Source organism: Rhizobium sp. 01N48 (genome assembly GCF_056399145.1).
Genome location: NZ_JBFTQT010000004.1, coordinates 275,883 through 287,818, shown reverse-complemented (window position 1 = coordinate 287,818; position 11,936 = coordinate 275,883). Strand labels below are relative to the sequence as shown.

The window sequence follows — 11,936 nt, the reverse complement described above, 5'->3', positions numbered from 1 at the left end:
GCGAGCGGCGGAATCACGTCGCAAAAGTCCCAATCAAGGCGATAGTTTGTGTCAGGCTTTTCCTTCGGCCCTCTCTTTACGGTACTGAACGGTTGGAAGGCCGCCCCAGCCCCAATTGTCGAGCTCGACCTCTTCGATTACCACGTAAGTCGATTCCAGCGGCTTGTTGAGGACGTCGAGCATGACCTGGCTGACGCCCGCGATGATGGCCGCCTTTTCATCAGCGGTGACCGAGCTGCGGTCGGGGGTCGTGCCTTCACGGGTTACCTGTACGGTGACTATTGGCATTTCATATTCTCCTGGTCCAGATCGGGATCGATCTGCTACGCGGCCATTGCCGCAAGATGCTTCTCAAGTTCATCGACATGCGCATAACCCGCACCGACCCGACGAAGGGTCCCGCCCTTCTTCAGAAACAGCGTGGGGAAACTCGAAACGCCCATGGCACGAGACGTCGCGAAGTCTGTCGCTGCCTCTTCGATAGTGCTCGGTTTCTGGTACGTTTCAAGAAACGCGTCTGCGGTTACGGAATGACCAAGTTCCTCCAGAGCACGGGATCCAACTTCCGCTAGTACATGGCCGTTCGTGGTGTCGAGCGCATCGACATAGAACGCGTGCTGAAACGCACGGAACACCTTCAGGAGATCAGCCTCCGGCCGAAGAATTCGAGCAGTCACGACGGCGCGGCATACGGGTTCGGTATCGTACACGAATCCCGTTCTCGCGAGCAGGCCGTCACGGTTGAACGGCACGCCGCTGGCTTCTTCGACCTTCGCCCAGTGGTGCAGTCTGAACTGCTTGCCCGCGTCGTCGAGCACGTCGGTCGCGCCAGCCCGAAGCCCGCCGAGGACTATTTTCAGCGAGGCGTCCGGACGCCGCTGGAGCAGAAGCTCCATTTGCTTGCCGAATCCATAGCACCAAGAGCACATCGGATCGGCGGCCAGTACGAGTTCCATTGTCTTTCCTTTCAACTTGTCTGGGCGATGCGTGGCACGATGCGCCACGCATCTGGCTCTCAGTCGAGGTCCTACCAGCGGCCGGCGTTCTGGCCACCGTCGACGTGGAGGATCTCTCCGGTGACGAAGCTCGCGCCTTCGAGGTAAATGACCGCGTCGACGATGTCTCGGATCTCGCCCATGTGGCCGACCGGATGAAGCGCTGACAGGAACTCGTGGGTCTCAGGGGCATGCATCGGGGTCTTGATGATGCCGGGAGACACGGCGTTCACTCGGACCCCGGTCTTGGCGAACTCGATAGCCAGTTCCTTCGTGACGGCGTTCAGACCGCCCTTTGTGAGCGAGGCAAGAGCTGTAGGCACGTCAGCGACTGGCTGGTTGACCAGGCTCGTGGTGATCGTGACGATGTGACCGGAACCCTGCTTGAGCATTTCCTTCGCGGCGCGCTGGGTGATGTGGAAGAACCCTCCGACATTTACGCCGAAGTTCAGGTCGTAATCTTCCTGAGTGAAATCGACGAATGGCTTCGCAGTGAAGACGCCCGCGTTGTTGATGAGGGTATCAATGCGGCCAAAGCGCTGGATCGCTTCTCGGACGACGCGTTCGGCGGTCTCCGGCTTCGCGATGTCGCCCGCCACGGCATGCACGCCGTCGTCCGAACCCTGCTTGATCGAACGCGATGTCGCGACGACGCGATAGTTCCGATCGCGGTAGGCGCGGACAAGGCCTTCGCCAATGCCCTGCGATGCGCCTGTGATGATGGCGACCTTCTGCTGATTGCTCATGATGTTCATCCTTTCCAATTGCAGCGGCTCCAATTCAGCCGCCCGCGCCCTCGGCGTCGGTGCAATAAACTTAGGGGCAGTCGATGCTCGGCAGAATTGCTGGAATGCGGCAGTCACTCATTCGATTTTCGGGATAATGCTCTATTAGTCAGAACTTCTCGGTCACCATCTGCGGCTCTGCGCAGGGCATGCACCTTGTCGTCGATTGCGATAGAAACGGGTGGACTACCGGTCATAGCGGGTGATGCCGCTCGTGGGCCACATGTGTCAGTCGCTCGCTCCCCGGCATAAAGCAGTCGTGAAAGCTTTTCTCGGTCAGTCACTCCGCCCTGGAACCACCAGAGAAGTTGCCGTGCCACATCCTCGGCATTCTGACTGTCGCGCTGTCGGCTTTCGCAAAACTCCCTGATCAGGCCGCGCATCATGGCCACGTCATGCGGCCCCAGCGGTGCCGCGCCCATGTTGTTGTGCCACGTCATCGTTCGTCCGCCCTCGGTCAAAAAATCAGATCTTGTCGACCGGATCGCAACCCGCCCATACGGGAGAGCAATTCGTCCTTGACCTGACCGTGGCGGAACCAGGGGACTGCGCGGGCACCCAGACACGGACGTTTTCGACAGGCCGTCTGATCGACACCAATGTGCCGACCAGAACTGCCATCGCGAGAATGATCACCACGCGTGGAAAGACGGTTCCTGAGGGTTCGTGGCCTTTGTAACTCATCGTCTTCTCCTGGAGCCTGCTGGCGGGATGCCGCAGCGTGGAGACCACTATGGCGAATGCGGAAATGGCGGGCTGTTGCACCTACGTATTGCCGATACCATCGTATGCCCGACACCTTCGTCCACTAGCGGCTCAGGCCTGCGAGCCTCAAACTCCCCTGGCCAACGCCGCCTCGCAGCGAAGTTTCTAGCGGCGGCCATCAATCGTCCATCATCGGAGAAGCAGTCATGAGCAATCTTAAAACTGGGCCGCTCACACGTCGGTCTTTCGGCGGGGTCGCACTCGGGCTGACGGCGGCAGGAATCCTTGCAGGACACGCCGCGGGTGCAGACCAGGGCAAGAAGACCATTCGGAATAGCGGCCAAGGCCTGGTTGCCGAAAAACGTATCGACGCCGGAGATCTCAATGTCGGATACGCCGAGCTCGGTCCTGAAGACGGTGCGCCCGTCATTCTGTTCCACGGTTGGCCGTATGATATCAACGCCTTCGCAGAAGTGGCCCCGTTGCTGGCAGACCAGGGCCATCGTGTGATCGTCCCACATCTGCGCGGTTACGGCAGCACAAAGTTCCTCTCGGACGACACGATGCGCAACGGCCAGCAATCAGCGCTTGCCGTCGATGCCATCAAGTTGATGGACGCTCTGAAAATCAACAGGGCGACAGTCGCCGGCTTCGACTGGGGTGCGCGGACTGCCGACATCGTCGCCGCGCTCTGGCCGGAACGGTGCAAGGGCCTGGTTTCAGTCAGCGGCTACCTGATCGGGAACCAGGCGGCTGGAAAGGCGCCCTTGCCGCCCTCTGCGGAGCTTCAGTGGTGGTACCAGTTCTATTTCACGACCGACCGCGGTCGGGACGGGTATGAAAAATACACAAACGACTTCGCCAAGCTGATCTGGCAACTCGCCTCCCCGCAGTGGAAGTTCGACGAGGCAACCTTCGAACGGAGTGCCGCAGCATTTGCCAATCCGGACCACGTCGCGATCGTCGTCCACAACTATCGTTGGCGGCTCGGTCTCACGAACGGAGAAAGGCGGTTCGACGAGTTCGAAGCCAAACTTGCGGCCGGTCCCGAAATCCATGTGCCGACGATCACGATGGAAGGCGATGCCAACGGAGCGCCCCACCCTGACCCCAAGGCATACGCCGGGAAGTTCAAGGCCAAATACGAACATCGTTTGGTCAAGGGTGGGATCGGCCACAATCTGCCGCAGGAGGCCCCCGAAGCCTTCGCTCGTGCCGTCAGCGATGTCGATCAGTGGGCGTAGCGCCTCGACGTCGTCGGATCAATATCCAGCCCCGAAGCAGGCAAGACAATCTTCGTCGCCCGAAATCACCCGGAAGGACATCAGCTATGACAACTCTCGCAGACGAACATCTCATCACCACGGCTGAACAAACGCATCGCGGGTTCGCCTTACTGCGGTGGTCGTTGGTCGTAATCTTCTTGTGGTTCGGCGGCATGAAGTTCACCGCATACAAGGCGGCAGGCATTTCGCCTTTCATTGAACACAGCCCCATCGTCGGCTGGTTGACAATGCTCTTTGGTGTCCAAGGAGCGAGCTATGTCATCGGCGTTCTTGAACTATCGACCGCGGCAGCGCTGGTGATGGGAGCTTTTAGCCCCGTCTTCTCCCTACTCGGCGCTGCAATGCCCGCCACTACTTTTGTCATCACGCTGTCGTTCCTGTTGAGCACGCCAGGCGTGGCTGAAGCTACTGCCGGAGGTTTCCCCGCCATTTCCGCCGTCCCGGGACAGTTTTTGCTGAAAGACCTCGTTCTTCTCGCGGCGTCTCTATGTCTCCTGGCAGCTTCCCTACACCGACGATCCGGTAGCCGATGAGCACACACCTGTACTCCGTGAGCGCTTGGCCAAGCCTAGACGCCATCGGATAAATGGATAGCATTCATCGAAAAATCACGGCTGGTGCGACCTTGCCCGGATCTGCCAGTCATTTGGCAGTGGCGGCCTGGCACTCCGCCTGCCGGCGACGTGAGAAGACGAAAGCGCTTTGAAAGGATCCTCCTTTGGAGATCGGTATCGATAGTTTCGCAATGCTCCTGACCGACCCCGACACTGGCCGATTGCAGTCGGCGGTCGATCGCATGGAGAGCGTGCTTGCGGAGGTGGAGCTGGCAGATCAAGTTGGTCTTGACGTATTTGGAATGGGCGAACATCACCGGGAGAACGCACTCGATTCCGCGCCTGCGGTCATCCTTGCCGCAGCGGCCGCACGTACGAAGCACATCAGACTTGCGAGCGCCGTCGCCGTCCTGAGCGCCGCCGATCCCGTGCGGCTCTTTCAGCAGTTCGCCACTCTGGATCTGATCTCCCGCGGACGAGCGGAGATCGTGGTCGGTCGTGGCTCGTCCGTCGAGGCCTATCCCCTGTTTGGTTTCGACCTCAGGGACTACGACGCGCTCTTCGCGGAGAAACTGGAGCTGCTGCTYAAGGTCAGGGAGCAGCCCAACATCAGATGGCAAGGCCGCTTTCGTCCTTCGATCAATGGCGAGGGCGTCTTTCCACGTCCGCATCAACCCACCTTGCCGATCTGGCTGGGCGTCGGCGGCACCCCCGAGTCCTTCGTCCGTGCCGGTACACTCGGCCTGCCGCTGATGGTCGCAATCATCGGCGGAAGCTTCGAACGCTTTCTGCCCCTGGTGGAACTCTATCGTCGCGCATGGCTTGCCGCCGGCCATTCCTCAGAAAACCAGCGGATCGGCGTACACGCACTCGGCTTTATAGGAGAGACCGACGAGACCGCAAAGAAAGCGTTCTTCCCCGGCTGGTTCCAAATGTTCACGGACGCCGGAAGGGAGCGCGGCTGGCCGCCGCCGACGCACGCTCAGTTCGAGAACATGTGCGGGCCAAGTGGCGCGTTCCTGGTTGGCAGCCCTCAAACAGTCGCCACCAAGATATTGCATGTTAACAGGACATTGGGAGGGATCGCTCGCATCACCTTCCAGATGAGCACCGCCGCGCTCGACGCGAACGCGATGCGTCGTTCGATCGAACTACTGGGAACCGACGTTGCGCCTTTGGTGCGGGGAGAACTTCGCAACTAGCGGAGGCGCGTCTGCAGCCAGCGTCGACATCGGCCGGCGCTCGCTCTCCTCATCCGAAGATTAATTTCTGATAGGCCGCCAGCATCTGTGGATCCTCGACCGACCCGTGATGGTGGAGCTGTCGCCAGGCTCCCTCCTTGCGCACGAACCACCGGGTCGTCCTGAACGCAACGTCGAGCGCCTGACTTGCCGTCCTGCAAGTTCCACGCTCGCGACCGACGAAGAGATGCCAGCCGTCGCCACCCTGGCTCGTGAAGTCGTGGAAAGTGACGTGGACCTTCACCTCCCCCTTGAACAGCTTCGAGTAGCCTTCGGCAATCTCCCCCCAACCGCGGCGGATCCCACCAATGGGGTTGTCCATGCTCGGTTCCGAACCTGTGAGCCAGACGGCCTCTAGGCCAGCCAGATCGCCTGTGTTGAAGGCCTGGTAGAATGCGATCAGGGAGTCGATCGGGTTGCCCTCGCCCCGCTTCGTCTCCTTGCCGTCGATTTCAATGGGGTCCAGCATCTTGGTCATCGACATCTCCATTCGTTACAAACGCACCTGGCTCAGTTAGGTCTCACCTACGGGCGGCCACAAAGCGTCGTCGCGCCCTTCGTAGGCCCCAAGGATGCTCCAGCCTGATCACGGGCTCCATTGTACAATGGTGTCGTCGGCGTTCCCCAGTCCCGCGGCCAACAGGTTGCGACCGCGCGGCGTGTATCGACCATGAGCAAGGCGCGCGGTCCAGGGGCTTGAGATACAGGTTGCTGGACAGCCGCCCACCATCATTCCGATATCCCTCGTCATCGATACCTAAGTTCAATAACCCCGCCTGCCGCCTCCGGCTTACATTTTGATAGCCGGGTCGGTCGTCACAGAAGGCCCTTAATCAGCGCTGATCCGCGCTTTGAATCCGGGAGGAATCCAATGAAATTTTCCCTGGCAATTGCCGCCCCGCTCGGCTTCTTACTCGCCTCGTTTGCAAACATTCACGCCCTTTCGGCGACTGATGACGGCAAGCCCGCTTCCATGATCGATCGGCTCTACAGGTTAGACTGCGGTCGCTCCTTGGCGAACGATGAATCCGTTTGGACGCCTGGTGAAAACAAGGGGAAGTCGATCGAGTTCTCCTCGACATGCTATCTCATTCAGCATGGAGCGGATTATTTGATTTGGGACACGGGCGTTCCGGAGTCCACGATCAGCGACCCCAGGGGCTGGTCCACTCTTCCCAGCCTCATCGTCTATCACCTTGACAGGACGATATCCTCACAACTCGCGGCGATCGGACTGAAACCCGCCGATGTCAACTATGTTCTTGTGTCGCATACGCACGGTGACCACATCGGGAACATAGGACTTTTTCCCGACGCAACGGTGGTCATGCAGCAAGCGGAATATCAATGGATCAACTCGCCTCCCCCTTCAGACCCAAACCTGAACACTCTGGTCACTCTTGCGCGCAAACTGCTTGGGCAACCTCGGCGGCTGGAACTAATTGCTGGCGACGTTGACCTTTTTCGTGACGGAAGTGTCACGCTGATTTCAACGCCAGGACACACGCCCGGAAGTCAGTCGCTGATGGTGCATCTAGCCAAGTCCGGCTACGTCGTCCTGTCTGGCGACGTCGCGCACCTCGAGGATAATTTCGAACGGGACATCGTTCCATCGTTGAACGTCGACAAACGGGAATCCATTGAGTCCATGGATAGGATCAAGCAGATCATGGCCGAATACGATGCGCAGCTCTTTATCAATCACGACAAGCATCAAACCGACCAGCTCAAGCTTCTGCCTGATTATTACGACTAACCGGAACCTGCAAAACCTTTTGTTATCGGACATTGGAAGGAGCCTTGAAGATGGACATGCTTTCTTTGGCTAAGGATATCGCCGACCGCGTGGAGGCCGAGTCCCTCCGTGCAAAGACACCGGTCACAGTTACGGTCATCGACGTCCATGGCAACACCGTGCTTCAACATCGGATGAACGGCGCCCTGGCTTTCTCCATGCTCATTTCCGAACGGAAGGCCTACACCTCCGCTCTCACCAACATGCGAACGTCCGACCTCTTTCATCTGGTTCAACCCGGCAGGGAACTTTACCACCTAATGTCGCAGGACAGGTTCTGTGCGATGGGTGGGGGCGCCCCCCTTGAGCACGACGGCGTGACTGTCGGCGGCGTTGGCATAAGCGGTGGGACGGTCGCCGAGGATGTCGGCATCCTCGAGGCCGCGCTCAAGCGGACAAGCCGCGCCACCCCGCAAGATCTCGCGCAGCTCGCTACCAAATAGATCCTCTCCAGAAGGTCTGCGCCACTGCCGTCATTGCAGACCGCCGATATGCAGCTTAAAAAAATCACGAGATCGGGCGGAGCGGCGTGAGAAAACGCGAATGACTCCCTCGTCCCTGTGGAAAGCAGCAGCATCGGAGCGAGAGAGTTCGACGCGTTCCGCCTTGCCAGTCACCGTCCTGCATGTTCGGCCTCGTCAATCACATCGCAGATCGACTGAAGTGGCTTGTCCTTTCAGTTATGACGGATCGGCCGTGCAATCGTTCTGGCGTTCCGCTCGCCAGGAAAGAGCAGGATCATGAGGACAAAGAGCGCGGCACCGACCACCAAGGCAATACCGGCGACGGCGAGCGCGAGGTCAAACCCTGCATCGACGGTCGCAACGCGACGCATGATCGCCCCTACAGCCGGAGGCCCCATGATCTGGCCGACTGCAAACACCGCCGTCAAAAGTCCCATGTATCGCGCATGGTGGCTCGACCGTATCCTTCGCACCTCGTTCATCGCAAAGAAGCTTATCGCGGTGAACGGCAGGCCAACAAGGATACTGCTGATGGCAAGCCCGAAAGCGTCGTGCCAGACCACGGAGAGCGCAACACCAACGGCTTGCACAAGATATGCGCCGATGAGATGGAGCCTAACGTCGGAGGTGTGCTTTACGCGTGCCGCCAGAAGCGATCCGACGACTGCAGCTACACCGAACAGCGGCCAGAAGACGGTGAGCAAGGGTGAACCAGGAATGCTGTTCTTCGCGATTACCGGAAGATAGGTCGCCGTGATGATGTAGCCGAAGCCGGCTAGCCCGTAGGCCATCGCAAAGAGAGGCATTTCCGATTTCGGCACCTTGCCGGACGCCCGCGTCGAAGTCCCTACCGAGTAGGCGTCGGACGGCTTCGAATTATTCCCAAATGTTCTCCAGATGACCGCGCTGATGGTCGCCGAGAGGGCGGCGAACACAAGCCAGGCCGTGCTGCCCGATAGCCCGAGCAACGTCATCCCGCTTGCGGCCACCCCGGACGCTGCAATGCCCGCCCCCGGACCGGTGAATATGGCGCTTCCGATCGAGCTGCCGGTTCCCGAAAGTTGGGCGAGGCACCAGCCGGAGGTGAAGACGAATCCGATCGCCGAAGCGACGCCCGCCAAGAACCGAAGAGCGACCCAGGCCTCCGCATATGGCGCAGACATCAAAGCCGTAAGCAGGACTGTGGATGCCAGTGTCAGGCGTATGATGGAGGTATGATCCCAGCTTCTTGGTACTGCCATCGCCGCCAGCGCGCCGACCAGGTAGCCGACGTAGTTAGCGGTCGCTAGTCCTCCGGCCCGCGTAAGATCGAGGACGCCGTCGTGCAGCATCATCGGCAGGATTGGAGTGAATGCGAACCGACCGACGCCCATGGCGATGGCGAGGGACGCCGATCCCGCAAGCACGATCACATGTTGGCTCGGGCTGTGTTTTGGCATGACGCTGTCCTTCGCTCGATTAGAGACGTGCCGTCACGAGCTCGCGCGACGCATCCCATCAGATAGATTGGTCGAGTTCTGCGTGAACCATCAGTCTGCGGATGCGGTCAGGCAGGACTCCGGCGTGCGATCACGTCCAGCGCGGACTGGTAGAGCTCTCGCGTCAACTCCTCAGCACCAACTTTCAAAGCAAGACGCGAGGCCTGACCCGACCAGAGGTTCGTAAAATCGTTCCTCGACTCCGCCTCGGCTTTTGCTCGGATGGGAACGAGAGCTCCTCCGGCGGTCGGAAATGCAGGCACGGCGTCTGAGATCGGACCCAGATCGCGCATCAGGCGGTTTACTACGCCTCTCGCTGGACGGCCGGTGAAAACGTTCGTTATCGCGGTGCTGTCATCTCTGGCGGAGGCTAGCGCCTCCGCATGAAGTGCGGGAATCCTCGCCTCTGGGCAGAACAGGTATGCCGTTCCGACCTGGACGGCGGAAGCTCCAAGCATAAGGGCGGCGGCGACACCCCGCCCGTCGGCGATCCCGCCGGCGGCGATGACTGGCACCCGCACCGCGTCGACCACCTGCGGCAGGAGCGCCATGATTCCAACCTGTGTCGTCATGTCCTGGCTCAAAAAATTCCCGCGATGTCCGCCGGCCTCGAAACCCATGGCGATGACGGCGTCGACGCCGTTCTTTTCAAGCCAGACGGCCTCGCCCACGGTCGTCGCGGACGACATGATTTTCGCCCCTACCGCCTTCACACGCTGCACCAGCGATCTGTCGGGCAGCCCGAAATGAAAGCTCACGACTTCCGGTTTCAGCTCCTCGACCACCTCGCAGAACCCATTGTCGAATGGTGCACGACCCGCTGCGGCGATCGGCGCGGCAGGGTCAAGCCCCGCGTCCACGAAGTATGGGGCGAGCAAAGCTCTCCATCGCATCTGCGCTGCCGGATCTTCGGCGGGTGAAACATGTGAGAAGAAGTTCACGTTCACGGGCGCGTGGGTGGCGGCGCGAACCTCATGGAGGGCCTGGCGCAGCCCCTCGACGGTCAACAGTGCGCTTGGGAGAGACCCCAGACCGCCGGCCTTGGCCGCGGCGACGACCATTTCGACCGTCGTCGCGCCGGCCATCGGCGCCTGGATGATGGGAAGCTCAATTCCAAACAGGTCGAGAATTCGGCGATCGGGCCAGCGGGTCATGTGGACTCCTTGTCATGCGTGACTTTTCGACGCTGATACCCTCGGCCACGACCCGCGTCTATTGGACCTTGGTGTCCTTGGAGAGCGACCCGATCCGAAGGTATCGGGAACACCTTAGTACAATATCGGGTCCGGCTTTTCGGCGCGATGGTCTTGGCAGAGCGGACGACGGCGCGACCGCCGGGCAGCTCCCGGCCGATGGCTGGATCAACGCATCGCACGAGGAACAAGGCGACGACCGCCACCCGGCGGACGAAGGAACCCTCGTCGCCAGAACGGAGGCAGGCATGAGCGTGCACAAGACTGTTATCATCACCGGAGCGTCGCAAGGGATCGGGGCTGGGCTCGTCAAGACATTCCTGGACAAGGGCTGGAACGTCGTCGGAAGCTCCCGGAACATCAGTGAGACCACTCTGTTCGACCGCGCGGGCCGACTGGAGTTGATCAGCGGCGACGTCGCGGATCCTGAAACCGCCGAGCGCGTCTCGAACGCGGCCGTCGAACAATTCGGCTCCATAGATGCGCTCGTCAACAATGCTGGGGTCTTCTTCACCAAGCCGTTCCTCGAATACACGATCGATGACTTCCGGCGTCTTTCGGCGACGAACGTCGAAGGATTCATCCATTTCTCGAAGCATGCCGTCAGGCAGATGCTGCGGCAGAAATCAGGTGGAAGCATTGTGACGATCACTTCGTCGCTGACAGACCATCCGATCGCAGGGGTGACGGCGTCGCTGCCGATGATCACCAAGGGCGGCCTCAATGCGATCACCAAGAGCCTCGCGCTCGAGTTCGCCAAGGATAATATCCGCGTGAATGCGCTCTCGCCCGGCGTCGTCGATACGCCCTTGCACGCAAAGAACCCGCGAGACTTTCTGGAATCACTGTCGCCGATGGGTACTGTCACTGCGGTCCAGGAGATCGTCGATGGCGTCGTCTATCTGACGGAATCGTCCAACATCACCGGGGAGGTGCTGCACGTCGACAACGGAGCACACCTCGGCAAATGGTAGTGGCGAGCGCTGAGGCGCGCATCAGGGAACTGGATCTGGTCATTCCACCGGCACCGACGCCGTTTGGCGCCTATGTCGAAGCAGTGCAGAGCGGGTCGCTGCTTTTCCTCAGTGGCATGCTTCCAGTCGTTGGGCACGTCCCGCTGTACATGGGCGTGGTAGGCAAGGACCTCTCCGTTGCAGAGGGCTATGACGCCGCCCGAACCGCGTGTCTGAGCGGGCTCTCCGCGGCTCGGGCGCACTTGGGCTCGCTCGACAGGATTCGGACCGTTTCCAAGCTCGGCGTCTACATCGCGACGCCGCCAGATTTTCGCGAGCATCCGAAGGTAGCAGACGGCGCCTCCGAACTGCTCCTTGCGATCTTCGGGCCGGACCATATCCCGCCCCGCATTGTGCTCGGCGTTTCCAGCATCCCGCTAGGAATGCCCGTCGAGATCGAACTCGTCCTCGAGATCGATCAATAGCG

The 11,936-nt window shown here is 60.2% G+C and carries 13 protein-coding genes; 7 read left to right on the top strand and 6 right to left on the bottom strand.

Translation table 11 applies throughout. The features are described 5' to 3' along the window. Positions 1–51: 51 nt before the first annotated feature. The 3 genes from AC1DOG_RS10620 to AC1DOG_RS10610 form a co-directional block, all read right to left on the bottom strand. Positions 52–288 carry a tautomerase family protein gene (locus AC1DOG_RS10620; protein WP_477927868.1) on the bottom strand — a complete coding sequence of 79 codons (237 nt, stop codon included), beginning with the start codon at positions 286–288 and terminating at the stop codon, positions 52–54. A 35-nt stretch (positions 289–323) separates the two neighbouring features. Beyond that, a complete protein-coding gene (locus AC1DOG_RS10615; RefSeq protein WP_477927866.1) occupies positions 324–956 on the bottom strand; it encodes a DsbA family protein in 633 nt (210 codons plus the stop codon). A gap of 71 nt (positions 957–1,027) precedes the next feature. Next, on the bottom strand, positions 1,028–1,741 hold the full coding sequence (locus tag AC1DOG_RS10610) for an SDR family NAD(P)-dependent oxidoreductase (RefSeq protein ID WP_477927864.1): 714 nt from the start codon (positions 1,739–1,741) through the stop codon (positions 1,028–1,030). A 950-nt stretch (positions 1,742–2,691) separates the two neighbouring features. Here AC1DOG_RS10610 and AC1DOG_RS10605 point away from each other — a divergent pair. From AC1DOG_RS10605 to AC1DOG_RS10595, 3 genes are all read left to right on the top strand, one after another. Continuing rightward, positions 2,692–3,729, top strand: coding sequence for an alpha/beta fold hydrolase (locus AC1DOG_RS10605; RefSeq protein WP_477927862.1), 1,038 nt, complete (start codon positions 2,692–2,694; stop codon positions 3,727–3,729). 86 nt (positions 3,730–3,815) lie between these two features. Next, complete coding sequence (locus AC1DOG_RS10600) at positions 3,816–4,304, top strand: YkgB family protein (protein ID WP_477927860.1); 489 nt, start codon at positions 3,816–3,818, stop codon at positions 4,302–4,304. A gap of 185 nt (positions 4,305–4,489) precedes the next feature. Further along, a complete protein-coding gene (locus AC1DOG_RS10595; RefSeq protein ID WP_477927859.1) occupies positions 4,490–5,527 on the top strand; it encodes an Atu2307/SP_0267 family LLM class monooxygenase in 1,038 nt (345 codons plus the stop codon). Between the two features lie 49 nt (positions 5,528–5,576). Here AC1DOG_RS10595 and AC1DOG_RS10590 read toward each other — a convergent pair whose 3' ends face one another. Beyond that, positions 5,577–6,035 (bottom strand): YybH family protein, encoded by a 459-nt coding sequence (locus AC1DOG_RS10590; RefSeq protein WP_477928161.1) that lies wholly within the window; start codon positions 6,033–6,035, stop codon positions 5,577–5,579. A 402-nt stretch (positions 6,036–6,437) separates the two neighbouring features. Here AC1DOG_RS10590 and AC1DOG_RS10585 point away from each other — a divergent pair, with 402 nt between their 5' ends. Together AC1DOG_RS10585 and AC1DOG_RS10580 are read left to right on the top strand one after the other, a co-directional pair. Next, a complete protein-coding gene (locus tag AC1DOG_RS10585) occupies positions 6,438–7,322 on the top strand; it encodes an N-acyl homoserine lactonase family protein (protein WP_477927857.1) in 885 nt (294 codons plus the stop codon). 50 nt (positions 7,323–7,372) lie between these two features. Then, positions 7,373–7,804: a GlcG/HbpS family heme-binding protein gene (locus AC1DOG_RS10580; protein WP_477927855.1), complete on the top strand. Its 432-nt coding sequence runs from the start codon at positions 7,373–7,375 to the stop codon at positions 7,802–7,804. Positions 7,805–8,037: 233 nt separating this feature from the next. Here AC1DOG_RS10580 and AC1DOG_RS10575 read toward each other — a convergent pair whose 3' ends face one another. Together AC1DOG_RS10575 and AC1DOG_RS10570 are read right to left on the bottom strand one after the other, a co-directional pair. Further along, a complete protein-coding gene (locus AC1DOG_RS10575) occupies positions 8,038–9,264 on the bottom strand; it encodes a YbfB/YjiJ family MFS transporter (RefSeq protein WP_477927853.1) in 1,227 nt (408 codons plus the stop codon). A 107-nt stretch (positions 9,265–9,371) separates the two neighbouring features. After that, entirely contained in the window at positions 9,372–10,457 is a 1,086-nt protein-coding gene (locus AC1DOG_RS10570) for an NAD(P)H-dependent flavin oxidoreductase (RefSeq protein WP_477927851.1), read from the bottom strand. Between the two features lie 287 nt (positions 10,458–10,744). Here AC1DOG_RS10570 and AC1DOG_RS10565 point away from each other — a divergent pair, with 287 nt between their 5' ends. Further along, positions 10,745–11,470: an SDR family NAD(P)-dependent oxidoreductase gene (locus AC1DOG_RS10565; protein WP_477928159.1), complete on the top strand. Its 726-nt coding sequence runs from the start codon at positions 10,745–10,747 to the stop codon at positions 11,468–11,470. Next, positions 11,464–11,934, top strand: a complete 471-nt coding sequence (locus AC1DOG_RS10560) for a RidA family protein (protein WP_477927849.1) — start codon at positions 11,464–11,466, stop codon at positions 11,932–11,934. The genes AC1DOG_RS10565 and AC1DOG_RS10560 overlap by 7 nt, the downstream gene beginning before the upstream one ends. Positions 11,935–11,936: the final 2 nt, after the last annotated feature.